This is a genomic window from Streptomyces sp. NPDC058469 (assembly GCF_042721125.1).
Classification (GTDB): domain Bacteria; phylum Actinomycetota; class Actinomycetes; order Streptomycetales; family Streptomycetaceae; genus Streptomyces.
Genome location: NZ_JBHXME010000156.1, coordinates 1 through 25518, shown reverse-complemented (window position 1 = coordinate 25518; position 25518 = coordinate 1). Strand labels below are relative to the sequence as shown.

26 protein-coding genes, 1 pseudogene and 1 riboswitch are annotated in these 25518 nt (G+C 71.4%); of the genes and pseudogenes, 17 read left to right on the top strand and 10 right to left on the bottom strand.

What is annotated here, in order from left to right; genetic code table 11:
* Window positions 1-57: 57 nt before the first annotated feature.
* From ACFWP5_RS41960 to ACFWP5_RS41950, 3 genes and pseudogenes are all read left to right on the top strand, one after another.
* A pseudogene (locus tag ACFWP5_RS41960) lies at window positions 58-204 on the top strand (sensor histidine kinase); the annotation flags it as partial.
* Entirely contained in the window at window positions 201-878 is a 678-nt protein-coding gene (locus ACFWP5_RS41955) for a response regulator transcription factor (RefSeq protein WP_366493997.1), read from the top strand. The pseudogene ACFWP5_RS41960 and the gene ACFWP5_RS41955, both read left to right, overlap by 4 nt.
* A 120-nt stretch (window positions 879-998) precedes the next feature.
* Window positions 999-2027 (top strand): 6-phosphofructokinase, encoded by a 1029-nt coding sequence (locus ACFWP5_RS41950; protein ID WP_384169612.1) that lies wholly within the window; start codon window positions 999-1001, stop codon window positions 2025-2027.
* A gap of 76 nt (window positions 2028-2103) precedes the next feature.
* Here the strand turns inward: ACFWP5_RS41950 and ACFWP5_RS41945 are convergent, their stop codons facing one another.
* Together ACFWP5_RS41945 and ACFWP5_RS41940 are read right to left on the bottom strand one after the other, a co-directional pair.
* On the bottom strand, window positions 2104-3984 hold the full coding sequence (locus tag ACFWP5_RS41945; RefSeq protein WP_384169610.1) for an anthranilate synthase family protein: 1881 nt from the start codon (window positions 3982-3984) through the stop codon (window positions 2104-2106).
* A gap of 96 nt (window positions 3985-4080) precedes the next feature.
* Complete coding sequence (locus tag ACFWP5_RS41940; protein ID WP_073735655.1) at window positions 4081-4137, bottom strand: trp operon leader peptide; 57 nt, start codon at window positions 4135-4137, stop codon at window positions 4081-4083.
* 96 nt (window positions 4138-4233) lie between these two features.
* Here ACFWP5_RS41940 and ACFWP5_RS41935 point away from each other — a divergent pair, with 96 nt between their 5' ends.
* Together ACFWP5_RS41935 and ACFWP5_RS41930 are read left to right on the top strand one after the other, a co-directional pair.
* Window positions 4234-5586, top strand: coding sequence for a class II 3-deoxy-7-phosphoheptulonate synthase (locus ACFWP5_RS41935; RefSeq protein ID WP_365309847.1), 1353 nt, complete (start codon window positions 4234-4236; stop codon window positions 5584-5586).
* 152 nt (window positions 5587-5738) lie between these two features.
* The gene (locus ACFWP5_RS41930; RefSeq protein WP_384169607.1) at window positions 5739-5990 is read left to right on the top strand and encodes a bacterioferritin-associated ferredoxin; all 252 of its coding nucleotides are present in this window, start codon (window positions 5739-5741) and stop codon (window positions 5988-5990) included.
* A gap of 13 nt (window positions 5991-6003) precedes the next feature.
* On the opposite strand, the gene bfr is transcribed toward ACFWP5_RS41930, so the two are convergent.
* A complete protein-coding gene (gene bfr / locus ACFWP5_RS41925; protein ID WP_019062355.1) occupies window positions 6004-6480 on the bottom strand; it encodes a bacterioferritin in 477 nt (158 codons plus the stop codon).
* Between the two features lie 158 nt (window positions 6481-6638).
* Between bfr and ACFWP5_RS41920 the strand changes: the two genes are divergently transcribed.
* From ACFWP5_RS41920 to ACFWP5_RS41895, 6 genes are all read left to right on the top strand, one after another.
* On the top strand, window positions 6639-7253 hold the full coding sequence (locus ACFWP5_RS41920) for a sulfite oxidase-like oxidoreductase (RefSeq protein ID WP_384169604.1): 615 nt from the start codon (window positions 6639-6641) through the stop codon (window positions 7251-7253).
* 207 nt (window positions 7254-7460) lie between these two features.
* A complete protein-coding gene (locus tag ACFWP5_RS41915) occupies window positions 7461-8129 on the top strand; it encodes a Crp/Fnr family transcriptional regulator (protein WP_384169602.1) in 669 nt (222 codons plus the stop codon).
* Window positions 8130-8234: 105 nt separating this feature from the next.
* Window positions 8235-8990, top strand: a complete 756-nt coding sequence (locus ACFWP5_RS41910; protein WP_384169599.1) for a hypothetical protein — start codon at window positions 8235-8237, stop codon at window positions 8988-8990.
* Window positions 8987-11203, top strand: coding sequence for a hypothetical protein (locus ACFWP5_RS41905; protein WP_384169597.1), 2217 nt, complete (start codon window positions 8987-8989; stop codon window positions 11201-11203). The genes ACFWP5_RS41910 and ACFWP5_RS41905 overlap by 4 nt, the downstream gene beginning before the upstream one ends.
* Window positions 11200-12318 (top strand): hypothetical protein, encoded by a 1119-nt coding sequence (locus ACFWP5_RS41900; RefSeq protein WP_384169595.1) that lies wholly within the window; start codon window positions 11200-11202, stop codon window positions 12316-12318. Before ACFWP5_RS41905 ends, ACFWP5_RS41900 begins: the two co-directional genes overlap by 4 nt.
* Before the next feature lie 17 nt (window positions 12319-12335).
* Entirely contained in the window at window positions 12336-12827 is a 492-nt protein-coding gene (locus tag ACFWP5_RS41895) for a Pycsar system effector family protein (RefSeq protein ID WP_384169593.1), read from the top strand.
* Window positions 12828-12841: 14 nt separating this feature from the next.
* Here the strand turns inward: ACFWP5_RS41895 and ACFWP5_RS41890 are convergent, their stop codons facing one another.
* The 5 genes from ACFWP5_RS41890 to thiO all read right to left on the bottom strand — a co-directional run bounded on the left by ACFWP5_RS41890 (window position 12842) and on the right by thiO (window position 18013).
* Window positions 12842-13735: a deoxyribonuclease IV gene (locus ACFWP5_RS41890; RefSeq protein ID WP_384169591.1), complete on the bottom strand. Its 894-nt coding sequence runs from the start codon at window positions 13733-13735 to the stop codon at window positions 12842-12844.
* Between the two features lie 34 nt (window positions 13736-13769).
* Complete coding sequence (pknB, locus tag ACFWP5_RS41885; RefSeq protein WP_384169589.1) at window positions 13770-15704, bottom strand: Stk1 family PASTA domain-containing Ser/Thr kinase; 1935 nt, start codon at window positions 15702-15704, stop codon at window positions 13770-13772.
* Window positions 15705-15854: 150 nt separating this feature from the next.
* Complete coding sequence (locus ACFWP5_RS41880; protein WP_384169587.1) at window positions 15855-16649, bottom strand: thiazole synthase; 795 nt, start codon at window positions 16647-16649, stop codon at window positions 15855-15857.
* 3 nt (window positions 16650-16652) lie between these two features.
* Window positions 16653-16853: a sulfur carrier protein ThiS gene (thiS, locus tag ACFWP5_RS41875; protein ID WP_384169585.1), complete on the bottom strand. Its 201-nt coding sequence runs from the start codon at window positions 16851-16853 to the stop codon at window positions 16653-16655.
* Window positions 16850-18013: a glycine oxidase ThiO gene (gene thiO / locus ACFWP5_RS41870; RefSeq protein WP_384169583.1), complete on the bottom strand. Its 1164-nt coding sequence runs from the start codon at window positions 18011-18013 to the stop codon at window positions 16850-16852. Before thiO ends, thiS begins: the two co-directional genes overlap by 4 nt.
* Window positions 18011-18122, bottom strand: a riboswitch (TPP riboswitch). (Overlaps the previous gene by 3 nt.)
* 50 nt (window positions 18123-18172) lie before the next feature.
* On the opposite strand from thiO, the gene ACFWP5_RS41865 reads away from it, so the two are divergent.
* From ACFWP5_RS41865 to ACFWP5_RS41840, 6 genes are all read left to right on the top strand, one after another.
* On the top strand, window positions 18173-18511 hold the full coding sequence (locus tag ACFWP5_RS41865) for a hypothetical protein (protein ID WP_384169581.1): 339 nt from the start codon (window positions 18173-18175) through the stop codon (window positions 18509-18511).
* Window positions 18512-18555: 44 nt separating this feature from the next.
* Window positions 18556-19785 carry an NAD(P)/FAD-dependent oxidoreductase gene (locus tag ACFWP5_RS41860; protein ID WP_384169579.1) on the top strand — a complete coding sequence of 410 codons (1230 nt, stop codon included), beginning with the start codon at window positions 18556-18558 and terminating at the stop codon, window positions 19783-19785.
* 64 nt (window positions 19786-19849) lie between these two features.
* Window positions 19850-20221, top strand: a complete 372-nt coding sequence (locus tag ACFWP5_RS41855) for an Rv2175c family DNA-binding protein (RefSeq protein ID WP_384169577.1) — start codon at window positions 19850-19852, stop codon at window positions 20219-20221.
* 91 nt (window positions 20222-20312) lie between these two features.
* Window positions 20313-20972 (top strand): thiamine phosphate synthase, encoded by a 660-nt coding sequence (gene thiE, locus ACFWP5_RS41850; protein ID WP_384169575.1) that lies wholly within the window; start codon window positions 20313-20315, stop codon window positions 20970-20972.
* 110 nt (window positions 20973-21082) lie between these two features.
* The gene (metF, locus tag ACFWP5_RS41845; RefSeq protein WP_384169573.1) at window positions 21083-22006 is read left to right on the top strand and encodes a methylenetetrahydrofolate reductase [NAD(P)H]; all 924 of its coding nucleotides are present in this window, start codon (window positions 21083-21085) and stop codon (window positions 22004-22006) included.
* Between the two features lie 56 nt (window positions 22007-22062).
* Window positions 22063-23076 carry a hypothetical protein gene (locus ACFWP5_RS41840; protein WP_384169571.1) on the top strand — a complete coding sequence of 338 codons (1014 nt, stop codon included), beginning with the start codon at window positions 22063-22065 and terminating at the stop codon, window positions 23074-23076.
* Window positions 23077-23107: 31 nt separating this feature from the next.
* On the opposite strand, the gene ACFWP5_RS41835 is transcribed toward ACFWP5_RS41840, so the two are convergent.
* Window positions 23108-24619, bottom strand: coding sequence for a phytoene desaturase family protein (locus ACFWP5_RS41835; RefSeq protein WP_384169569.1), 1512 nt, complete (start codon window positions 24617-24619; stop codon window positions 23108-23110).
* Window positions 24620-24664: 45 nt separating this feature from the next.
* Complete coding sequence (locus ACFWP5_RS41830) at window positions 24665-25303, bottom strand: DUF4126 domain-containing protein (RefSeq protein ID WP_384169567.1); 639 nt, start codon at window positions 25301-25303, stop codon at window positions 24665-24667.
* Window positions 25304-25518 lie beyond the last annotated feature (215 nt).

Here is a 25518-nt window from a genome sequence, read left to right as displayed (position 1 = left end):
GGATGAGGTAGCCGGTGGCGGCGAGGGCCGCGGTCAGTCCGCCGGTGAAGACGAGCTGGATGCGGGCGGCTCGGGGTCGCCCTGTCGATCCGGGGGCGGTTGCGGGACCTCGGCGGCAGTGCCGAACTGGTCTCGATTCCCGGGCAGGGCACGGAAGTTGAGCTGAAAGTACCGAAAGCGCGGGGGAAGGCGGGGACACGATGAGTGAGCAGCAGGGCCCGATCAGGGTCATGGTGGTCGACGACCACCCGATGTGGCGCGACGCCGTCGCCCGCGACCTGGCCGAGTCCGGCTTCGACGTGGTCGCCACCGCCGGGGACGGCGAGCAGGCGGTACGGCGCGCGAAGGCCGCCGCCCCCGACGTCCTCGTCCTCGACCTGAACCTGCCGCAGATGCCCGGCGTCCAGGTCTGCAAGGAACTGGTCGGCGCCAACCCGGCGTTGCGCGTCCTGGTCCTCTCCGCGAGCGGTGAGCACGCCGACGTCCTGGAGGCGGTGAAGTCGGGCGCGACCGGCTATCTGCTCAAGTCGGCTTCTACGGAAGAGCTGTTGGACGCGGTGCGCCGGACGGCCGTCGGCGACCCGGTGTTCACCCCGGGCCTCGCCGGACTGGTCCTCGGCGAGTACCGGCGCCTGGCCTCCGACCCGGCACCGGCCGCGGACGGCGACCAGCCCAAGGCACCCCAACTCACCGACCGCGAGACCGAAGTGCTGCGCCTGGTCGCCAAGGGCCTGAGCTACAAGCAGATCGCCGAGCGCCTGGTCATCTCGCACCGCACGGTCCAGAACCACGTCCAGAACACGCTCGGCAAGCTCCAGTTGCACAACCGCGTGGAGCTGGTCAGGTACGCCATAGAGCGCGGTCTCGACGACGCGTAGATCAACTCCCGGACAATTCAACGGAATTGATCTCGGAATTGACCTTCCCGCCCATCCCTCTGTGACCTGGATCACCATTAGCGTGGCTGTCACAGGAAACCGCGGCGAAGGGATATTTCCATGCGCGTCGGAGTACTGACCGGAGGCGGCGACTGCCCCGGACTCAACGCCGTCATCCGGGGCATCGTCCGCAAGGGCGTACAGGAGTACGGCTACGACTTCGTCGGCTACCGGGACGGCTGGCGAGGACCGCTCGAAGGCGACACCGTCCGGCTCGACATCCCCGCGGTGCGCGGCATCCTGCCCCGCGGCGGCACCATCCTCGGCTCCTCCCGCACCAATCCGCTGAAGCTGGAGAACGGCATCGGCCGGATCAAGGCCAACCTCGCCGCGCAGGAGGTCGACGCACTCATCGTGATCGGCGGCGAGGACACCCTGGGGGTGGCCGGGCGGCTGTGGGACGAGAGCGGGGTGCCGTGCGTCGGCGTACCGAAGACCATCGACAACGACCTGTCCGCCACCGACTACACCTTCGGCTTCGACACCGCCGTCGGCATCGCCACCGAGGCGATCGACCGGCTGCACACCACCGCCGAGTCGCACATGCGCATCCTGGTCTGCGAGGTGATGGGCCGGCACACCGGCTGGATCGCCATCCACTCCGGCCTCGCGGGCGGCGCGAACGTCATCCTCATCCCCGAGCAGCGCTTCGACGTCGACCAGGTGTGTGCCTGGATCACCTCGCGCTTCAAGGCGTCGTACGCCCCGATCGTGGTCGTCGCGGAGGGGGCCATGCCCAAGGACGGCGATGTCGTGCTGAAGGACGGGACCCTCGACTCCTTCGGGCACGTCCGGCTGTCCGGGGTGGGCGAGTGGCTGGCCAAGGAGCTGGAGAAGCGGACCGGCAAGGAGGCCCGCACCACCGTCCTCGGACACGTCCAGCGCGGCGGTACCCCCAGCGCCTTCGACCGCTGGCTCGCCACCCGCTTCGGCCTGCACGCCATCGAGGCCGTCCGCGACGGCGACTTCGGCAAGATGGTCGCCCTGCGCGGCACGGACATCGTCCGCGTACCGATCGCGGAGGCGACGGCGCAACTGAAGACGGTCGACCCGAAGCTGTACGAGGAGGTCGGCGTCTTCTTCGGCTGAGGCCCGGCCACGTTCTCGGCGCCGGCCGGGCATCCCAGCCCGTCCGGCGCCTGAGGCGCGGCCCGCACGTCCTCGGCTACACGGCCGGCCGCCGCTCCGAGAACGTGCTCGTCCCGCGCAACCGACCCACCAACTCCCGTACGACAGCTGCCCCGTTGAGCGTCAGCACCGACTCGGGGTGGAACTGTACGGACGCGAATCCCTCCGCCCGCAGCGCGTGCACCTCCCCGGACGCGCTCCGGCTCACCTCAACCCCGTGCGCGGCCAGTTCGCCCAGCGCCTCCTCGTCGCAGTGCGCCACGAAGCTGTTGTAGAAGCCGACGGTCTCCTCCCGCCCGAACAGATCGATCGCCGTCTGCGCCCCCTGGTACGGAACCTCCTTCCGTACGATCTCCAGGCCCAGTTCCGCCGCGATCAGCTCGTGCCCGAGGCACACGCCGAGGATGCCGTGCCGGTTCTCCCGGAGGACCTCGGCGGTCAGCGCACGCAGGAACCGCATCTTCGGGTCGGCCGTGTCGGCGGGGTCACCCGGCCCCGGCCCCAGCACCACGGGCCCCTCGTGCGCGAGCACGGCCTCCCGCAGCCCCTCCTCGTCGTACCGCCGCACGGTCACATCGAGCCCGCTCGACCGCAGTACGTGCGCGAGCATCGCCGTGAAGGTGTCCTCCCCGTCGACGACCAGGGCGTGCCCGGTCAGCTCCTCGGACCGCTCCTGCATCCGCAGCCAGAACGGGGCGAGCGAGGTGCGGCGACCGTCGAGCGCGGCACGCACGCGTGGGTCGTCGGCCAGCCGGGGGCGTGTGCTCTCGTCGCGCGGCCGGGACGGTCGTACGCCAAGAGCCGCCAGGACTCCCGCCGCCTTCGTGCGGGTCTCCGCGACCTCGCTCGCCGGGTCCGAACCGCGGACCAGGGTGGCGCCGACCGGTACCCGCAGCCGGCCGGCCGGGTCGATGTCCGCGGTGCGGATGAGGATGGGGGAGTCGAGGGTCTGGGCGCCGCCGGAGTCGTGGCCGAGCAGCGCGAGCGCACCGGCGTAGTAGCCGCGCCCGCCGACCTCGTGCCGCTCGATGACCCGGCAGGCGTTCTGCACCGGCGACCCGGTGACGGTCGCCGCGAACATCGTCTCCTTGAGGACCTCGCGCACGTCCAGTGAGGACCGGCCGCGCAACTCGTACTCGGTGTGCGCGAGATGGGCCATCTCCTTCAGCCGCGGCCCGACGACGACCCCGCCCATGTCGCCGACCGTGCACATCATCTTGAGCTCCTCGTCGACGACCATCGACAGCTCCTCGATCTCCTTGCCGTCCGCGAGGAAGGAGAGGAGGTGTTCGGGTGTAGGCCCCTCGGCGGGATAGCGGTACGTCCCGCTGATCGGGTTCATGACGACGGTCCCGCCGGACATCCGGACGTGCACCTCGGGGCTGGCCCCGACAAGCGTCCGGTCGCCCGTGTGCACGACGAACGTCCAGTACGCACCCCGTTCCCCGACCAGCAGCCGCCGGAACAACGCCAGCGCCTCGGCCCTGCCGTACCCCGGGATCTTCCCCTCGTACGTCCGCCGGATGACGAAGTTGGCGCCCTCGCCCCGCCCGATCTCCTCCCGCAGCACCCGCCCGACGATCTCGCCGTAGGCCTCGTCGTCCACGTCGAAGCCGCCGCCCTCGACCCGGACGTCGTGCGCGGGCAGCTGTTCCAGGGCGTCGGCGAGCGGGATCCCGTACGACTCCTCGGGGGTGAGGAAGGTCAACGGGGTGCCGTCGTCGCGGACGTCGAAGCCGCGCTCGCGGATCTGGCGGTAGGGAACGAGCGCGAGGCCCTCGTCCGGGAGGTCGGCGAGGCGGTCGTAGGAGGCGACCGGGCCGATCATGACCTCGATCACGTCGTGGTCGTGGCCCGGGGTGCGACGGCGCAGCAGGGCGAACGGGCGGGGATCGCTGAGCAGGTCGTCCAGATGCATGGGTCCTTGGTTCCTTCTCGTGGAGAGGAACGGACCCCGGACACACCGAAGGCCGCCCCTCGGGCGGCCTTCGCGGAGTACTGGGAGTACGCGCAGTCAGTGGGCCGCCGGATGAGCGGTCCACCACCAGTTACGGGTCGAATGCGCGAACATGGAGCGCACCCTACCCCACGCGCACCTGAGCGTGAGGGTGTCTCACCTGTCGAGCCGCGCGAAAATAGCTCGACACGACCCCGTAATGTTGAGGGCGTGACCGTGAACGCTAAGACCAGCGCCAGCGCTGGCAACACCTGGCGAGACCTGCCCGCGGCGCAGCAGCCCGAGTACCCCGACACCGAGGCTCTGCGCGCAGTGATCGCGGACCTCGAGTCGTATCCGCCGCTCGTCTTCGCGGGCGAGTGCGACCAGCTGCGCGCCCGGTTGGCGGCCGTCGCCAAGGGAGAGGCGTTCCTGCTCCAGGGCGGCGACTGTGCCGAGGCCTTCGACGCCGTGTCCGCAGACCACATCCGCAACAAGCTGAAGACCCTGCTCCAGATGGGCGCCGTCCTCACCTACGCCGCCTCCGTGCCGGTCGTGAAGGTCGGCCGGATCGCCGGCCAGTACTCCAAGCCGCGCTCGAAGGGCACCGAGACCCGGGACGGCGTGACGCTGCCGACGTACCGCGGCGACTCGGTCAACGGCTTCGCCTTCGACGAGAAGTCCCGCATCCCGGACCCCGAGCGCCTCAAGCGGATGTACAACGCGTCCGCCTCCACGCTCAACCTGGTCCGCGCCTTCACCACCGGCGGCTACGCCGACCTGCGCCAGGTGCACGCCTGGAACCAGGACTTCGTGAAGTCGTCCCCGTCCGGCCAGCGCTACGAGCAGCTCGCGCGCGAGATCGACAGCGCGCTGAACTTCATGCGGGCCTGCGGGACGGACCCGGAGGAGTTCAAGACCGTCGAGTTCTACTCCTCGCACGAGGCACTGCTGCTGGACTACGAGTCGGCCCTGACCCGGGTCGACTCCCGCACCGGCAGGCTCTACGACGTCTCCGCGCACATGGTGTGGATCGGCGAGCGCACCCGTCAACTGGACGGCGCGCACATCGAGTTCGCCTCCCAGATCCGCAACCCGATCGGCATCAAGCTCGGTCCGACGACGACGGCCGAGGACGCGCTGCAGTACATCGAGCGCCTCGACCCGGACCGCGAGCCCGGCCGGCTCACCTTCATCGTGCGGATGGGCGCGGACAAGGTCCGCGACAAGCTGCCCGAGCTGGTCGAGAAGGTCACCGCGTCCGGCGCGACCGTGGCGTGGATCACCGACCCGATGCACGGCAACACGTACGAGGCGGCCTCCGGTCACAAGACCCGCCGCTTCGACGACGTGCTCGACGAGGTGAAGGGCTTCTTCGAGGTCCACAAGGGCCTCGGCACCCACCCGGGCGGCATCCACGTGGAGCTCACCGGTGACGATGTCACCGAGTGCGTGGGCGGCGGCGACGAGATCTTCGTCGACGACCTCCACCAGCGCTACGAGACGGCCTGCGACCCGCGCCTCAACCGCAGCCAGTCGCTTGACCTGGCCTTCCTCGTCGCCGAGATGTACAGGGACCAGTAACCGGTTCACCTGTTACAGCAGTGTGCCGTGGGGCGGGTATCACATACGATCCCCGCCCCACAGCACTTTTACAGCTCCCGCGTGGCGGGTAAGGTTAGGTTAGCCTCACCGATTATCGGGATGGCACGACGACCTTCGATCCCGCCCGGGAGGTGACCCGCGTGTACGTCTGCAACTGCTTCAGAGTGACCGAGGCACAGGTGGCGAAGCACGCGGAGGACGGTGCCTGCACCCCACGGCAGATAGCGTCGGCCTGCAAGGCGGGCACCGACTGCGGGTCGTGCGTGCGCCGTATCCAGGCCCTGCTGGGCCGGGGCGCCTGCCCGCGCAGCGAGCCGGCCGACCAGGGCGCGCCGATGCTCGCCGGGATGGCCGGACTGGGCGAACTGGAAGACGCCGCCTAGGACCGGACGGGTCTCAGCTGGGCTGCTCGATCTGCTGCGCGATGTAGAGCGCCTCGCCGAGCTGCTCGATCAGCTGGAGCTGCGTGTCGAGGTAGTCGATGTGGTGCTCCTCGTCCTCAAGGATGTCCTCGAAGATGTTGGCCGACGTGATGTCGCCCTTCGTGCGCATCACCTCGATGCCGCGCTTGAGGCGGTCGATCGCCTCGACCTCCACCTGCCGGTCCGCCTGGAACATCTCGGTGACCGTCTGGCCGACACGGACGTGGAACAGCCGCTGGTAGTTCGGCAGACCGTCGAGCATCAGGATGCGCTCGGTGATCTTGTCCGCGTGCTTCATCTCATCGATGGACTCTTCACGCGTGTACTTGGCGAGCTTGGTCCAACCGTTGTTGTCCTGGATGCGGTAGTGCAGCCAGTACTGGTTGATCGCGGTCAGCTCACCGGTGAGCTGCTCGTTCAGGAACTCGAGGACCTCGGGGTCGCCCTGCATCGCAGAGGCTCCTTCCAAAAACGGGGGAACTGGCGGGTCGCGCCGCATGATTGCATCGGCGCGAAGACGTCGTCCAGTAAGTGCATGCTTAGTAGGAGTTGCCCGAATCCGCCCAGAGCCGGTCATGTGCACCGCCCCCGGTCTGTCAGGATGGAGTCATGGGTCAGAGAGGGGTCGAACAGTCCGAGCTTCCGCCGGGCCAGCGGCTCCAGCGCGGCTGGCCCGTCACGCATTACGGACCGGTGCCCAAGTTCCGCCCCGAGCGCTGGGAGTTCAGGGTCTTCGGCGCCACCGCCGACGGCGACAAGCACTGCTGGAACCACGACGAGTTCACGGCCCTGCCCTACGACTCCGTAGTGGCCGACCTGCACTGCGTCACGAAGTTCAGCATGCTCGGCTCGGAATGGGGCGGCGTCCCCGCCCGTACGATCCTGGACACCGCCCCGCCGGCACCCACCGTCACGCACGTCATGGTCTGGGCGGAGTACGGCTTCAGCGCCAACCTCCGGCTGGCCGACTTCGCCGCCGACGGCACCATCTTCGCCACCCACAAGGACGGCGAACTCCTCACCGCGGAACACGGCTTCCCGCTCCGCCTGGTCGTCCCCCACCTGTACGCCTGGAAGGGCCCGAAGTGGGTCCGGGGCGTCGAGTACATGACCGCGGACCGGCGGGGGTTCTGGGAGGAGCGCGGGTACCACAACGTCGGGGACCCCTGGCGGGAGCAGCGGTACTCGTATCAGGAGGGGCCCGGGGAGGGCCCCGAACTCTGATACCTCTCACTCCCCGTGGTGCCGAGGTCGCATTCCGGTAACTGGGGGCGCATTCCGTGCCGGGAGCGCTACTCTGAGTGCCTCGCTTGGCGGGCGAGGTCACGGGCGGACGTAGTTCACCGGGCCCTGCCGCATTCCGCTTGGCGACCATCGGGGGATATCGGTCGGGGGACTACGGTGGGGCTGTTCGGCGAGCGCCATACGTTCATGGGCGGTCTCGGTACCGCGGATCGCGCGGCCCTTGCCGCGCTCGGCGCCCGGCATCCGTACGCGTCGCAGGATCCCCTCATGGCCGAGGGGGAGCGCACCACGTTCGCCGTGGTCGTGCTCAGCGGCTGGTGCACCGTGTGGTCGACGACCGAGCGGGGCGGACGGCTGATCCTGGGGCTGCGCCAGGCCGGTGAGGTCGTCGGCGACATGGCGGCCCTCGACGGCCGGCCGCGCAGCGCCTCGGTGAGCGCGCTCGGCCCGGTCACGGGCCTGGTCGTCACGGCGGAGCGGTTCCGCCGGTTCCTCGCCGAACGGCCGCACGCCAACGCCCTGTTGGTGGGACAGCTCACCGAACGGCTGCGCAGCGCCGACCACGAGCGCCGGGCCCTGGCCTCCATGACCGTGCTGCGGAGACTGTCGGAGCGACTGGTCGAACTCGCCGACCGCACCGGCCGGCCCGAGGGCACGGGCGTCACGATCAGACTGCCCCTCGCCCAGCACGAACTGGCCGCTTCCGTGGGGTCCACGCGCGAGGCCGTGGCCAAGGCGCTGCGACTGCTGCGGGAGCAGGGCCTGGTCCGCACCGGCCCCGGCACCCTGGCCGTCGCCGACCTGGAACCACTCCGGCTGCTCGCGAGCGGGGAGCACCGGGAGCAGGACACCTGACGACACGGAAGTCCCGCGCTGTGTAAACGGCTACAGCGGCGACCCGCCAGGCCCGGGAACATCGCAGGAGTCCGGGGTCGCCGGAACGGCAGGGAGGGGAAAGTCATGGAGGGGGAAGCCGAGTACGGCTTCATCGTGAATCTGGACGCTCAGGGGTCGGGGCTGTTGTCCGACTCGGAGAAACCGGACATGCGGGCCAGACTCTACGAGGTGTCGGGCCGGGCCTTCGAACAGGCCGGCATCCGGGCGCCGCGCCTGTACCAGGAGGACCGAGGGGACGGGATTCTCAGCATCCTGACGTCCACCGTGGCGCCCAAGCGGGTGGTCGGCGAATGGCTGGAGTATCTCCACCAGAACCTGCGCGAGAGCAACGACCGGGCCAGGGTCCCGCTCAGACTCCGCGCCGGCATGCACATCGGTCCGGTCACCGCCGACACTCACGGCCGCTCCGGCCGGGCCGTCGACCTGGCCTGCCGCCTCGGCAACTGCGACACGGCGAAGGCCGTCCTCGAACTGGCCCCGCAGGCCGCCCTGGTCGCGGTGGTCTCCGACCGGTTGTACGAGGAGGTCGTACGGCCCGGCGGGCGCTGGGTGGAGCCGGAGCGGTACGGCCGCCGCGAGGTGCGGCTCAAGGAAGGTCCGCAGACCGCGTGGTTCATGGTCCCGGGGCTTCCGCAGCCGCCGTTGCCGGAACCCGGGAAGCCCGCGGCGGGTACCTCCGGCCCTGCGCCGGCCGCGCCGACGGCGGCTCCCGGGCGCGTGGTCAACAACCACAACCACGGCAGCGGGGAGATCATCAACAGCGAACGGATCGAAACGATCAATATCGGCAGGTCCGCACACCCGGGCGGTGAGCGGTGAACGCGCAGAACCCGGCGCCTCCGGGACCCAACCCGAAACCGAACCCCGGCGGGCAGCCCGCCGGAGCGGGGCCCCAGAACCTCCAGCCGGACCAGCAGCCGAAGGCCGAGCCCGTCGCCGGGTCCGAGCCGGCGCAGGACGTCATCGGGGGCGCGTCCGCCGACCCGCTGGCGGGGGAGGGACTGGGGTCCGGCGCGGCGGCGTCCCGCGTCTACCGGTCGGCCGGCCCGAGCTTCACCTCGCAGGGGTCCAGCACCCTGATCAGCGGCGGTTCCATCGGGGCCGTCAACCTGTTCGGGCAGCAGGGACCACGCCTGCTCGCGGGCCCGGTGCCCCAGGACGAACTGCGCAAGCTGCGCCAGGTCTTCCAGGAGCCCGAGGGATACGGCGAACTCAAGGAGCAACTGCGGTCCCGGCGGCTGCTGTTGCTGTGCGGACAGCCCGGAACCGGCCGGATGTACACGGCGCTGTCCCTGCTGGACGACCTGGCCCGGGGCAAGGTGTCCCGGCTCGACCCCGAGACCGACCTGGACGAGCTGGAGGCCGAACAGATCCACGAGGGGCACGGCTACGTCCTGGAGTCCTCGACCGCCGGACTGCCGGGCGAGGCCGGACTGGACCGGTGGTGCGCCCTGCTCGGTGACCGCGAGGCGTACGCGGTCCTGCTGGCCGTGCCCGAGGTCGGCGACCTGTACTCCCAGGGCGGTCGCTACCACCGCCTCCACACACCGGCCGCCGCCGACGACGTACTGGAGAAGCACCTCGCGAACGAACTGGAGGAGGAGCCCCTGCCGACGCAGGACGCGGCACGGTCGGCCGCGAGCGGCCCGGACGTGACCGCGGCGCTCGGCATCGGTGAACTCCGGCCGCGGGAGGCGGCCCGGCTGGCGGTGCTGGTCGCCAAGTACGCGCGCGGATTCCGTACGCATGCCGAACTCCTCGACGAATGCCGGGAGTTCGCCAAGGCGCAGGCCGCCGAATGGTTCGTGGGGGGCCCGCGGTCCGAGACTCCGCAGCGGCTGCGGGACGCGGCGTACCGGATCGCCGTGGCGGTGCTCGGCGGGGCCTCGCTGAGCGCGGTCGCCGAGGCCGCGGAGATCCTCGCCTGGGAACTGGCCGTCACCGTGGCCCCGGAGTCGACGCCGGGCCGCCCGCTGTTCAGCGACGGCGTCGACGCCCGGCTCGTATCCGCCCGCGCCGTGGCCGAACTCGGCGTGGAACAGGTCGGCGACGAGGACGTTCCGGTGCGCACCGTCCGGTTCCGGGGCGAGTCCCTCGCCGCCGCCGTCCTCATCCACCTCTGGGAGCACCGGCACAACGTGCGCGGTCCCGTGCTGCGCTGGCTGTCCGGGCTGTGCGAGGACAGCCGACCCCAGGTCTGGGTCCGGGCCGCGGTCGCCGCGGGACAGCTGTGCCGGCTCGACTGCTCGCACACCGTGCAGGAACTGGTGCAGCCCATGGGCCAGGCCGACCAGCTCCGCCGACGGGTCTTCGCCGCCAACGTGCTCGACGTGGCCGTGGCCTCCCCGGAGGTCGGCGGCGCGACCCGGGCCCTGGTCGGCGTCTGGGCGCGGGAGGGAGAGGAGAACCTGCGCTGGACGGCCGCCGCGGTGCTCGGCCGGGGCCGCGCCACCGTCACCGTCCGGGACTCGCTCGACCTCCTCGGCTCCATCGGCGTCTGGGAGGACGGGAAGCTCAGAACCGTGGCCTCGGCCCAGATCGCCCACTTCAGCGGCGCGAACTGCGACCCGGCGACCTTCCGGCGGATCCGCCTGTGGCTCTCCGACGAGCGGCGGCCGCAGCAGGACCTCGGCCTGCAGAGCGCGATCTACCTGGCCGGACTCTCCGTGGTCGACCTGTGGAACCAGCACCCGGACCTGGAGGGCTACGGCGACTGGCCGCTGATGCTGGCGCTCGCCGCCGTACGGCCCGAACTCGCCCCGGAACTCGCCGGGTTGCTGTGGACCGCGCTGCAGACCGGCCGGTCCTACGAGGCGGCCGTGGACACGGTGGCGGACTGGCTGCGCGGCTGCGCGGGCCGGGCCTGGGCCCAGCCGCTGGAGCGGTTCCTGCCGCTGCTCGTGCATGGGCCGGACGACCGGCACCGGTTGCTTTCACTGATCAAAGAACTGTCGGAAGACCCCGACAATCCGTTGGACGACCAGCAGGTCCGCCGCATGTGGGAGGCGGTCCAGGGAGCGGGAACAGCATGAGCAACAACACGTGGGGCCAACAGCCTTGGCAGCCCCAGAACCCTCAGGGGGAGTTCGTCCTTCCGCACAACATCAGAGGGCCCTTCGTCACGGAGTTCACCCCGACGGGCCCCTACCGGCACCGCAGCAGCCAGGTCGCCTCGGTGCTCTTCTACCGCAACGGCGGACACAGCGTCGTCACGGTCCGCGGCGCCGAGCACCACAACAAACCGCTGATGGGCAAGCCGACTTCGGTCTGCTGGGTCGCCCGCGGCCAGCACCAGGTCTCCTTCCAGCTGGAACTTCCCACCTACGGGGACCGGTCCCGCTTCAAGGCGGGCGCCGACGTCAACTGGGAGGTGCACGACTTCCATCTGGCCGCCGAGAAGCGGGTGGTGGACGTGGAGCGGATGCTCCGCCCGCCGCTGGAGGCCCGGCTGCGCGGGATCAGCAGGCGGCACAACCTGGACTCCGCGCAGCAGGCGGACGAGGCGATCCAGGACGAGCTGGCGAGCGGCCGCTGGAACGACTTCGGGGCCGAACTGGGCCTGGCCACCCAGGTGTTCATCCGCATCGACCTGGGCCAGGCCGCCTCCGACCACCACGCCACCATGGTGGCGGTGCAGTCGGACAGCGAGGTCCAGAAGGCCGTGGACGCCGCCCACAACGCGCGGATCGAGGCCAACATGGAGTCCGCCCGGGGGCTGATCGCCGCCGGCGAGGCCGAACAGTACGCCCACGTACTGGCCCAGGACCCGTCCCGGGCGCAGGACATCCTGGGCGCGCTCCAGGTACAGGCCCGGGAGCAGCGGCAGGGCGCCCTGGACTACCTCACCAACCTGATCAACCAGGGCGTCGTGCAGCGCCACCAGATCGACGACCAGGTGCAGGCGCTCATCGACTTCAGCCGCACGGCCGCCCACGGTGTCTTCCAGAACGGACTGCCGCCCGCCCCGACCGCGCTGCCCGTTCCGCCGACGCCCCTCGCGCCGTCGATGCCTCCGGCGCCGCTGATGCCGCCGCCGGCCGTGACGGGCGCCCTGCCGGTGCCGCCCGCCGCGCCGAAGCCGTACGCCGACGAGCCGCAGGACGCCGCGCCGGACACCGGCAAGGACGAATCCGGCGGCCGGCCGTGAACTCCCCGGAGCCCGTGGTGCCGGACTCCGACACCGACGCCCGGTACGTCGCCGAACGGCTGCTGCTCACCGTACGGGAGGACCTGGGAAGGGCGGACGTGAAGGCGTCCGTGCTGCTCTCCGGTGCCCTGGCGGTGCCCGCGCTGCTGATCGGCGGCGGCCGGGCGCCGGCCGGCGTCTCCGGCACCGGCCAGGTGCTGCTCGCGGGCGCCGCCCTGCTGTGGGCGGCCGGCACCCTCCTGCTGCTCGGGGTGATCCTCCCGCGCACCTGGACGGTACGCAGGACACTGGGCCCGACGTTCTACGCCGACGCGGTCGAGGCCCGGGACGACCCCGAAGCACTGCTGCGCGGTGTCACGGAGGCCGGCCGGGATCCGGTGCGCTGGCTGCTCACGCAGTTCCAGGACGTCAGCGTGATCCTCGCGGCGAAGTACCGCTTCCTGCGAGGGGCGTTGGCGCTGTTGGGGGCGGGGCTCGTGCTGGGGGCGTACGCGCTGGGTACCGGCTGATCCCGGTCCCGGCGTCAGCCGTCCCGCAGCTTCTTCAGCCGCTCCACATCCGCCGCGTGCCCCTCCTTGCCGCCGGGCGTCTCGATGATCAGCGGTACCCCCGCGGTCGCCGGGTGGGTCATCAGGGCGCGGAACGGGTCCTCGCCGATGTGGCCGGAGCCGATGTTCTCGTGGCGGTCCTTGTGGGCGCCGACGACGTCCTTGGAGTCGTTGGCGTGGATCAGTTTCAGCCGTCCCTCGCCGACCGTGTCCACCAGCAGGTCGAGGGTCTGGTGCATGCCGCTCGGGCCCGTCAGGTCGTGCCCGGCGGCGAAGATGTGGCACGTGTCCAGGCAGACGCCCAGCTTCGGATGGGCGTCCAGCGCCTCGAAGTACGGCCCGAAGTCCCAGGTCCGGGAACACAGGGAAGCGCCCTGGCCGGCCGTCGACTCCAGGAGCAGGAACGGGTCGTCGTCGTGGGTCAGCTCGTCCAGCAGCGGCAGCAGATGCTCCCGCACCTGGGCCAGCGCCACGGCCCGCTCCCGGCCGCCCGTCGCGCTCCCGGTGTGCACGACGACACCGAGCGCGCCGATCTCCCGGCCGCGCCGCAGCGAGTGCCGCAGGGATTCCACCGACTTCTCGGCCGTCGCCTCGGTGTGCGAGCCGAAGTTGATCAGGTACGGGGCGTGCACGTACGCCGGGATCGACTCGGTCTCGCAGGCCGCGCGGAACTCCTCGTCCTGGCGCGGGTTCCCGACCGGCGTGGCCCAGCCTCGCGGGTTGGCGACGAAGACCTGCACGGTCTCGGCGGCCAGCTCACGGGCGTAGGACAGGCCCACGGAGTGGAGGCCGCCGGCTACGGGCACATGGCCGCCGACGGGGTTGCGGGAAGGGAACCGAGAGGCGGGGGAGGGGGGCTTGCTGCTCACCCGTCCAGGGTGTCACGCGCGCGTGCCGCCCCCGTCACCGGATGGTGATCGTGATCGTCGACCCCTTGGCGGCCTGCTCGCCCGCGTCCACGGACTGGCCCTTCACGGTGTCGCCGAACAGGCCGAGCAGGCCCCGGTCCTCCTTGACCTTGAAGCCGGACTGCTCAAGAAGCTTCGTCGCGGCGTCGACGCTCGCGCCGACCACGCTCGGGACCTCGACCATCTCAGGGCCCTTGGACAGCGTCAGCGTCACCGTGTCGCCGTCGGCGGCCTGACTGTCGCCGGCCGGGGTCTGCTGGGCGACCTGGCCCGCGTCGTACTCCGAGGTGACCTCGGTGGCGGACACCGTCACCTTGAGGCCGGCCTCCTGGAGGTCGGACTTCGCTTCGTCCAGGTTCTCGCCGGTGACGTCGGGCACGTCGATCGCGCTGCCCTTGCTGACGGTCAGGGCTATTGCCGAGCCGGCGTGGCGCTTGGTGCCCGCCTCCGGGTCCGTGCTGATCACGAAGCCCTTGGGGACGTCGTCGCTGAACTCCTTGGTGACCATGCCGGCCGCGAGCCCGTCCGTCTTCAGCAGGGTCTGGGCCTTGTCCAGGCTGTAGCCCGTCAGGTCGGGCACCTTCACGGTCTCCGGGCCGTCCGAGATGGTCAGGGCCACCGAGTCGTTGTCCCGGATGCGGGCGCCGGACACCGGGTCGGTGCTGATGACGGTGCCGCGCTTCACGGTGTCGCTGTACGTGTGGTCGACCTTCTTGACGTCGAGACCGGCGCCCTTCAGCCGCTCCCTCGCCTGCGCCTCGGTCTTCGCCAGCAGCGGCGGGACCTTGGTGAACTGGCCGGAGTTGATGTACCAGACGCCCGCCCCGACCCCGAGGATCAGCAGCAGGGCGGCGACGATCGCCAGCAGCCCGCGCCGGGGCCGCCGCGCGGAGCGCCGCTGGGGCGGCATGGGCGGCCCGCTCTCGAACCGGCTGGTCCGGTTGAACGGGTCACCGGGCTCGTCGTCCTCGTTGACGGGCAGCGGACGCGGCACGGTCAGCGAGCGCGGGATCACACTCGTACGGTTCTCGGCGTTGGGATGCTCCGAGGCCAGCGCCTGCGGCGGCACCGCGTCCAACTGCCCGGCGCTCAGCCCCGACCGCGCCTCGCGGACCAGACCGAACAGCGCGACCGCGTCGTAGGGCCGCAGGTCCGGGGTTCGCGCGGTGGCGGTGGCGACCAGCTCGTCCAGCTCGTACGCCAGCCCCGGCACGAGCGCCGAGGGCGGCGGGACGTCCTCGTGCAGATGCTTGTAGAGCACGATCGCGGCGGAGTCCCCGTCGTGCGGCTTCTGGCCGGTGAGCATCTCGTACAGGACGACACCGCACGCGTACACGTCGACCCGGGGGTCGGCGGTGGTGCCCTCGATCTGCTCCGGCGCGAGGTACGACACCGTGCCGAGCACGGACCCCGTGGTGCTGGTGACCGTGTCCACGGACCTGACCAGCCCGAAGTCGGCGACCTTGACCCGGCCGTCGTCCCCTATGAGCACGTTCTCCGGCTTCATGTCCCGGTGCACGAACCCGGCCCGGTGCGCGGCGCCGAGCGCGGCCAGCACCGGCTCCAGGATGTCCAGCGCGGCCCGAGGCTGCAGCGCCCCGCGCTCGCGCAGCACGTCCCGCAGGGTGCAGCCGGCGACGTACTCCATGGCCAGATAAACGTACGACCGGTCGGCGCCCTGGTCGAAGACCTGCACCACGTTCGGATGCGCCAGCCGCGCCACGGACTTGGCCTCGCGGATGAACCGGTCGACGAAGTGGGCGTCGGCCGCCAGCGTCGGGTGCATCACCTTGAGCGCGAGAACCCGGTCCAGGCGGGTGTCCACGGCCCGGTAGACCGTGGCCATCCCGCCGACGGCGATCCGCGCGTCGACGCGATACCGGCCGTCGAGCAGCTGCCCGACGAGAGGGTCATGAAGGGTCGTATCCACGCAGGTGAGTGTACGAGCCGACGCTGACAGCACCGCCTTTTCGGCCAGTATCGGGGCGGTACTGCAGCCGAGCTGTGACGGATACCTCATGGTGGAACGGGTGTCCGAGGCCGATCTGCGCGGCTTGGCGGGTGGTGCGTGCGTGGGAGATCAGAAGGCGGGGCGTTCCGGGTCCAGGCGGGCCACGCCGGTTGTCGGGGAGGACGCCTCGGCGAAGTGCCTACGGGGGATACGCCCCGCCAGCCGGGCCAGCCGCCCCGCCTCCACGGCGCCGCGCATCGCGGACGCCATCAGTACCGGTTCCTGCGCCCGCGTCACCGCTGAGGCAAGCATCACACCCGCGCACCCCAGCTCCATCGCGAACGCGGCGTCGGACGCCGTACCGGCCCCCGCGTCCAGGATCACCGGCACGCGCGCGTGCTCGGTGATCAGCTGGAAGTTGTGCGGGTTGCGGATACCGAGTCCGGAACCGATCGGCGACCCGAGCGGCATGATCGCCGCACACCCGACGTCCTCCAGCTTCCGCGCCAGCACGGGATCGTCGTTCGTGTACGGCAACACCGTGAAGCCGTCGTCGACCAGGGTCTCGGCGGCGTCGAGGAGTTCGATCGGGTCGGGCAGCAACGTGCGCTCGTCCGCGATCACTTCAAGTTTGACCAGTGCCGTCCCCAGTGCTTCTCGCGCCAGCCGGGCCGTCAGCACGGCCTCGCCCGCCGTGAAGCAGCCCGCCGTGTTGGGCAGCACCCGGATGCCCAGCCGTTCCAGGACGGACAGCACCGAGCCGTGCACGGAAGCGTCCACGCGCCGCATCGCGACCGTTGTGAGCTCTGTACCGGAGGCCACCAGCGCGCGCTCCAGGACGTCGAGGCTGGGCGCACCGCCGGTGCCCATGATCAGCCGGGACGTGAAGGACGTACCACCGAGGACGAAGGGGTCGTCGGCCATGGGTCAGCCTCCTTGGACGGCGGTGAGGACCTCGACGCGGTCTCCCTCGGAGAGGGGCGTCGACGGCCACTCCGCGCGCGGGACGACGGTTTCGTTGAGGGCGGCGGCCACACCGGAGGGGGCCGGGGTGAGGGACCGGACGAGCACGTCGAGGGGCGTGCCGGGAGCGATCTCCTGGTGATCGCCGTTGACGGAGATGTTCATGCGGGCTGCTCCACGAGTTCCGTGCGGGCGAACCGCTTCGGGGTGAACGGGCGTGCCTCGTCCGGGAGTTCACCGGTGGCCAGGGCGTGTGCCAGGGCGTCGCCGGTGACCGGGGTGAGCAGCACGCCATTGCGGTAGTGCCCGGTGGCCAGCAGCAGTCCCGGCAGTGCGGTCGGGCCGAGCAGCGGCGCGTTGTCGGGGGAGCCGGGGCGCAGTCCGGCCCGGGTCTCGGTGAGCGGCAGTTCGGTGATCCCGGGGACCAACTCGTGGGCGTCGCGCAGCAGTTCGTAGACACCGCCGGCTGTCACGGTCGTATCCCAGCCCAGTTCCTCGCTGGTCGCGCCGACGACCAGCTCGCCGTTCTCGCGCGGCACCAGATAGACCTGGCTGCCGCGCACCACGGCCCGTACGGTCCGGCTCAGGAACGGCGCGTACCGCTCCGGCACCGTCAGCCGCAGCACCTGCCCCTTCACGGGCCGTACGGGCGGCAGCACGTCCTCCGGGACCCCCGTCAGCCGCCCGCTGAGGCTGCCGCCCGCGAGGACCACCTGGCCCGCACCCAGCGCCTCGCCCTCGCGCGTGACGACCCCCGTGGCGCGGTCCCGCTCGACCGTGAGCCGCTCGGCCCACGTCCGGTGGAACACGACCCCGGCGCGCTCGCAGGCCGCCACCAGCGCGTGCGCCAGCCGCCGCGGGTCGACCTGATGGTCCCCGTCGACCCTGAGCCCGCCGCGCACGCCCGGCGCGAGCATCGGCTCCAGGCGCCGGCACTCGCGCCCCGACAGCCACTCGGAGTCCAGGCCCGACCGGTGCTGCAGGGCGTGCAGTTCGCGCAGATGGGCGCGGTCGTCGGCGTCCAGGGCGACGGCGAGCGTGCCGCAGCGGCGGTAGCCGAGGCCGAGGCCGGTGAGGTCGGTCAGCTCGGCCGCGAAGTCCGGGTAGCGCTGCGCCGAGGCGAGGTTCAGGGCGAGCAGGGTCTGTTCGCCGTAGTGCAGTTCGGTGACGGCGGCCAGCATCCCGGCGGCCACCTGGGCGGCCCCGCCACCCGGCTCGGGGTCCACGACGGCCGTGGCGAACCCGCGTTGCGCCGCGCGCCAGGCCGTGACCAGGCCGATGATCCCGCCCCCGACGACGAGGACGTCTGACGTACGTGTAGGCATGGGCGTCCAGCCCCTCCCTTCGCCGGCATGACCCGGATCAGGTTCGTACGGTCGGAGGCCGCCAGCCTCCCTCTCAGCCCGGTGCGTCCGGACTCCCGCGAGTGCTTTACTCGGCCACCCTAGCCCGTGCCCCGTGTGTCAGTAAGGGAGCCTTCGTCCATGGCCCGCTCGCTCGACGGTCTCGTCCTCGCCCCGGTCGTGGACCAGGCCCCAGGTCAGGTCGGCACCCGCACCCGGTTCGCGTACCACGAGGAGGACGGCCGGATCTGGGCCGAGTACGCGGGCGGTGACGTCGTACGCGGGCGTCTCGTCGGCACGCGCGCGGGGGACCGACTCGACTTCCGGTACGTGCAGTTGGGGACGGACGGGACGACGTCATCCGGGCACTGCGTGTCCGATGTGGTCGAGTTGCCCGACGGCCGCATCCGCCTCGATGAGACCTGGGAGTGGGAGTCCCGGGCGGGAAACGGGACCAGCGCTGTGGAACAGGTCACCTGACGCGCCCACTGCCTGACAAATTGTCAGGTGTCTATGGTGATCGAGTGAGCGAGCAGACGCGGGACCAGGGCACGGTGGCAGGGCGGCGCGTGGTCGTCGTCGGCGCGGGCATGGCCGGGGTGCAGACCGCGGTCGCCCTGCGGGAACAGGGCTTCACCGGCACCGTCACGCTGATCGGCGCGGAACCCCATCAGCCGTACGACCGGCCCCCGCTGTCCAAGGCCGTGCTGCTCGGCAAGGCCGAGGGCTCCGCCTTCGACGTCGACTTCGAGGCGCTCGGCATCGAAGTGCAGCTCGGGCGCGAGGTGGTGGGCGTGCGCCCCGCCGACCACGAACTGGACACCGCCGAGGGCCCGGTGCCCTACGACGTCCTCGTCCTCGCGACCGGTGCCGAACCGATCCGGCTGCCGGGCGCCGACGGCATCCCCGGTGTGCATCTGCTGCGCACCCTGGACGACGCCGAGCGGCTGCGGCCGGTGCTCGCTCGGCAGCACGACATCGTGGTCGTCGGCGCGGGCTGGATCGGCGCCGAGTTCGCCACGGCCGCACGCGAGGCGGGCTGCGCGGTGACCGTCGTAGAGGCCGCCGACCGGCCGCTCGCGGGCGCGCTGCCCGCCGAGGTGGCCGCGCCGATGGCCGCCTGGTACGCCGCCGCCGGAGCCTCGCTGCGGACGCACGCACGCGTGGCGCACGTCGAGCCCGGCGTGGTGGTCCTCGACGACGGCTCACGGCTGCCCGCGGGCGCCGTCGTGGTCGGCATCGGCGCCCGCCCCGCCACCGCCTGGCTGACGGGCTCCGGCATCGAACTGGGCGCGCACCGAGAGGTCCTCGCCGACGACGGGCTGCGCACCTCGGTGCCGGACGTGTACGCGGTCGGCGACTGCGCCTCCTTCCCTTCGCGGAGGTACGGCGAGCGACTTCTGGTCCACCACTGGGACAACGCCCTCCAGGGGCCGCGCACGGTCGCCGCGAACATCGTCGGGGAGAGCCCGGCGGTGTACGACCCGGTGCCGTACTTCTGGTCGGAGCAGTTCGGCCGTTTCGTCCAGTACGCCGGCCACCACGCGTCCGCCGACACCACCCTGTGGCGCGGCGACCCGGCCACCCCGGCGTGGAGCGTCTGCTGGCTGCACGGGGACCGTCTGGTGGCCCTCCTGGCGGTCGGCCGCCCCCGTGACCTGGCCCAGGGCCGCCGTCTGATCGAGTCGGCGACCCTCATGAATCCCGAGCTGCTGACGGATGCTTCTCTCCCGATGAAGGCGGCTATCGCCTAGTTCGTCCCCCCGGGTCGGACCGGCCCGACTTCCGACTGTCAGTCCGGGATGGCACGCTGTTTACGTGACCGAGATTGACGCAAAGATCGATGCTCTCGTCCCCGCCTGGCTCACGCTGCCCGACATCGCAGAGGTGCTCGATGTCGAGGTGACACGCGTGCGACAGCTGGTCAAGGACGGCCAAGTCATCGCCGTACGCCGTGGTGAGAACCGCGCGCTGCACGTCCCCGCCGCCTTCATCGACGGGGCCGAGCAGAAGGTCGTCAAGGGCCTCACCGGGACCCTGACGCTCCTGCGGGACGACGGCTTCTCCGACGAAGAGATGCTGGAATGGCTCTTCACCCCCGACCCCAGCCTGCCCGGCACCCCCGCGCAGGCCCTGAGCGAGAATCGCGGCACGGAGGTGAAGCGCCGCGCCCAGGCGCTCGCCGTCTGACCCGCACGACCGAAGGGTGTACGGGCCGCGGCGACGCTCGGCCGCGGCCCGCACACGACACCACCACGCACTGACAACGGGGGACACACGCATGCCCGACACCGCCGCCGTCACCGCGCGCGCAGCGCTCGCCGACGCCCGGGTCTACCTCTGCACGGACGCCCGCAGACGCCAGGGTGACCTCGCGGAGTTCCTGGACGCGGTCCTGGCCGCCGGGGTCGACATCGTGCAGCTGCGCGACAAGGGCATGGAGGCCGCCGAGGAGCTGGAGCACCTCCAGGTGTTCGCCGACGCCTGCGCCCGGCACGGGAAGCTCCTCGCGGTCAACGACCGCGCGGACGTCGCCCACGCCGCCCGTGCCGACGTACTGCACCTGGGCCAGGGCGACCTCCCGGTCCCCGCGGCCCGCGCAATCCTCGGCGAGGACGTCCTGATCGGCCGCTCCACGCACGCCGAGCGGGAGGCCGCCGCGGCCGCCGTCCAGGAGGGCGTGGACTACTTCTGCACCGGTCCGTGCTGGCCCACCCCCACCAAGCCCGGCCGCCACGCCCCCGGCCTCGACCTGGTCCGGTACACGGCCGCCCTGGGCACCGACCGCCCCTGGTTCGCCATCGGCGGCATCGACCTCGGCACCCTCGACGAGGTGCTCGAAGCGGGCGCCCGCCGCGTCGTCGTCGTACGGGCGATCACCGAGGCCGACGACCCCGGCGCGGCCGCGGCGGAGTTCGCGAAGCGGCTGCGGCAGGCCTGACCGTCCCACGGCCAGGGCCTCGCTGTCCGATGGGTGGACAACAAGGCGACAAAGCAGGCAAATTTCCGGTTCCGGTTGGGTGACCGCCGCCCCCTGACTAACCTGCGGGTATGGCCTTCGGAACCGCATCCACCAGGACTGATCGCGCACGCACCGTGCGCGACATGCTCGCGACCGGCAAAGGGACGTATTCGTTCGAGTTCTCCGCGCCGAAGACCCCCAAGGGGGAGCGGAACCTGTGGAGCGCGCTGCGGAGGGTCGAGGCGGTCGCCCCCGACTTCGTCTCCGTGACCTACGGCGCCGGCGGCTCGACCCGCGCGGGCACCGTCAAGGAGACCGAGCAGATCGTCGCCGACACCACGCTCACCCCGGTCGCGCACCTCACCGCGGTCAACCACTCCATCGCCGAACTGCGCAACATCATCGGCCAGTACGCCGACGCCGGTATCCGCAACATCCTCGCCGTGCGCGGCGACCCGCCCGGCGACCCCATGGCCGACTGGGTGGCGCACCCGCAGGGGCTGACGTACGCGGCCGAACTGGTGCGGCTCATCAAGGAGTCGGGCGATTTCTGCGTCGGCGTCGCCGCCTTCCCGGAGATGCACCCGCGCTCCCCGGACTGGGACACGGACGTCGCCCACTTCGTCGACAAGTGCCGGGCCGGCGCCGACTACGCGATCACCCAGATGTTCTTCGAACCCGAGTCGTATCTGCGGCTGCGCGACCGCGTCGAGGCCGCGGGCTGCGCGACCCCGGTCATCCCCGAGGTCATGCCGGTGACCAGCGTGCGGATGCTGGAGCGGTTGCCGCAGCTCAGCAACGCCGACATCCCGGCCGCTCTGAAAGAGCGAATCCTCACAGCCAAAGACGATCCGGCCGCTGTACGCTCGATCGGAATCGAGTTCGCCACCGAGTTCTGCGCCCGGCTGCTGGCCGAGGGAGTCCCCGGACTTCACTTCATCACGCTCAACAGCTCCACGGCGTCACTCGAAATCTACGAGAACTTGGGCCTGCACCACTCACCGCGGGCCTAGACCGGCCGCCCGGACATACGACACACTGCGTAGCGGCCACTGGGAGAGGGGCGTACATGGGCTGGACGGTCCTCTACATCGCGTTCGGCATCGTCGCACTGTGGTTGCTCGGTGAGGTGCTGCTGCAGTACAAGGCACGCCTTCGCTGGCGGCTGCTCGCTTTCGTCGGCTTCCTGGGCGTCGTCCTGGGTGTGCTGATTCCCTCCGTCGTCGTGATCGGCCTGGGCGCCGTGGCCTTCGCCGTAGGCCAGACCTACGTCACGCTGTCGTTCCGCCGCGGCTTCGAAGCCGGCTGGGCGGTCTCCGGCCGACCGGGCGCGGGCGGCACCAAGCGCCGCCGCGGCGAGCCGGACGAGCAGGACCCGAACTTGGACGCCTCCGGCCCCGAAGGGGCAGAGGGCGGCTTCCAGGAGTACGGCCAGAACAAGGCCGCCTTCGGCCAGGACGACGACTACGACCGCGACGACGTGTTCACCCCGAACCGCCCCGTCGACCCCACGGCCGCGGAGAGCACGGCCATCTACGAGCCGCAGCCCCTCCCGGACGACACCGGCTCCTACGGTGTGTACAGCGCCAACGCGTACGCCAACGCCACGGACCCCGCCTACGAGGGCGCGGACCAGGCGTACGCCACCGCCGGCCAGACCCAGGACCAGGCCTACGCGGCGGCGGCCCAGGGCGCCGACCAGCAGCAGTACGGATACGACAACTACTCGGGCTACGACCAGCAGCAGTACGGCTACGACACGACCGGCCAGCAGCAGTACGCGGCCTACTCCGACCCGTACATCGGCACGCAGACCTACGGCGGCACCGGCTACGACACGGGCTACGACGGTCAGCAGCAGTACCCCCAACAGGGCTACACACAGGACCAGTACGGCAACGGCGGCTACGGCGGCGAGACCCCGGCCGGCGGGGTGTGGGTCCCGCAGCAGCGCAACGACGAGACCTACGGCGGCGAGCTCCCGGCGGAGCAGCAGTACCCCTACCAGGGCGACGGCCAGCAGCAACAGCCGCAGCAACAGCCGCAGTCGGGCGCCGGCTACGACGAGCAGTACCGTTTCTGAAGCCTCCTGAGACCCGACTACTGAGACTCGCCTACCGGGACCCTCTGAACTGCGGGCCCTCCACGATCAGTCCGGCGACCAGCGCCCCCGACATACCGGCGTGCGGAAGCCCGCCGCCGGGGTGGGACCAGCCGCCGACCCGGTAGAGCCCGGGCACGCGCGTGGTGTTCGCCGGGTGCAGGAAACGGCCCTGCCCGGCGGCGAGCGAGGGGGCGGGCACGGCTCCGAGACGGGCGCCCGTCTCGCCCTCCGTGTGCTCCGGGGTGCGCACCTCGTGCCACAACAGGCGCTCCCGCAGCCCGGGTACGGCACGTCCGGCGGCTTCGAGGAGGAAGTCCGTGTACCGCCGGACCGTGCCCTCGTCCGTCCAGCCGGCCTCGCTCGGCAGCACGGCGGACACCACGGCGGACTCGTGCGCACCGTCCGGGCGGAGCGCGGGGTCGTCGGGGCGCAGCACCGTCACCGTGGGACAGCGGGGCTCGTCGCCGCCCGGGGAGGCCAGGAAGTCCAACTCGGCCTCGCGGTCCGGGGCATGGACCACTGTCCGGTGAACGGCCCCGTCCTCACGCGGGCCGCGCAAGGCCAGCAGGAGCGTGAACCGCACGGGTCCGGGTGAGTCCGGGTCGGCCCGCACATCGCTGTCCCCGTCCAGCGGACGCTCCGTCAGGGCCCTCAGCCGCTCTGGGTCCACGTCCGCGACGACATGGTCCGCGTCGGCCACCGTCCCGTCGGCAAGCTCCACCCCGGCCGCGCGCCCGTCCTTCTCCAGGACCCGCGTGACCTCGGCCCCGAAGACGAACTCGACCCTCCTCGCCACGCACCGCTCGTACACCGCGCGCGCCAACTCCCGCATGCCGCCCCGCACATACCAGGTGCCGAAGGCGTGCTCCATGTACGGCAGCACGGCCGCGCTCGCCGGAGCGGTGCGGGGATCGAGGCCGTACGCGAGCGCGTGGCTCTCCAGGAGGGCGGTCAGGCGCTCGTCGCGCAGCTCCCAGGCGCCGATCTCGGCGAGTGTGCCCGCCCGCCGGGTGCGCAGCAGTTTCTTGTGCGGGACCGCCGGATACGGCTCCTGGTCGGCCAGCACCGGCCAGTTGGGCCACAGCGGCTCCTCCAGGAGGGGCCTGCGGGTGCGGTCCCAGGCCTCGCGGGCCCGGATCAGGAAGTCGCCCCAGCGCTGGCCCGCGCCGCCGCCCAGTGCTTCGTCCAGGGCCGTGACGACGCCCGCGCGGGAGGCGTTCGGCAACGACACCGCCGTGCCGTCCGCGAAGACGTGCCGGGACGACGGGTCGACCTGGACCAGCTCGACCAGGTCCTCCAGCGGCTCCTTGCCGGTCTTGATGAACAGGTCGCGGTGGACAGCGGGCACGGGCAGCAGCCCGGGGCCGGTGTCGAAGGAGAAACCGTCCCGCTCGAAGCGGCGCACCGCACCGCCGTACGTCTCCGTACGCTCGTACACCGCCACCCGGTGGCCCGCGACGGCCAGCCGGGCAGCGGCCGCCATCGCGCCCATGCCTGCGCCGATCACCGCAATCCGTGCCATGCCCGCGACTTTATCGGCCGCCACTGACTGTCCGGCCACGGGCTGTCACCACGGTGGCGGGTCCGGTGGCCGGCCGGGCGGGTGTCCCACCTGCGCGGCGAGGCGTTTCTCCTCCCGGCGCTGGGCCCGGCGGCGCAGGAACCGCCGGATCCGCGAGACCAGGAAGAACAGGACCGTGAGTCCGGCCACCAGCAGCACGGCCGCGATGATCGCCGCCGCCTGGGGATGGAACATCGCGAACGAGACGATTCCGCCGACCCCGAGATCCTCCGCGAAGCTCATGATCACGTTGCTGAACGGCTCGGGCGAGGTGTTGATCGCCATCCGCGTCCCGGCCTTGACGGTATGGCTGGCCAGCGCCGACGAACCGCCGATCAGTCCCGCCGCCACGTCGTTCAGCGAACCGCTGTGCCCCGCGAGCACCGCCCCGACCCACGCCCCGGCGGCCGGCCGGATCACCGTGTGCACGGAGTCCCACAGGGAGTCGACGTAGGGGATCTTGTCGGCGACCGCCTCGCACAGGAACAGGACGCCCGCTGTGACGAGGACCTCAGGGCGTTGCAGCGACTCGGGGACCGCGTCGGTCACTCCGGTCGCGCCGAAGATCCCGAGCAGCAGCACCACCGCGTACGCGTTGATGCCGCTGGCCCAGCCGCTGGTGAAGACCAGGGGGAGTACGGACACGGAGGCGATAGTAACTACTCGGCAACATGGCGTCCTGGGCCTGAGTGCGTACGGCTGAGTATCCGTACCTAGAGGGTGAGATGAGTACGCGCGCGGATGGGGTGCGACCTGCGCGAACGAGAGAGTGGAGCCACGGAAAGGGGCGCGGCTCCGGTACCGCCGACACGGGGCGGCGGAACGGGGCCCGCGCCCTTGGCCGCTCCTTCCGCCGAACC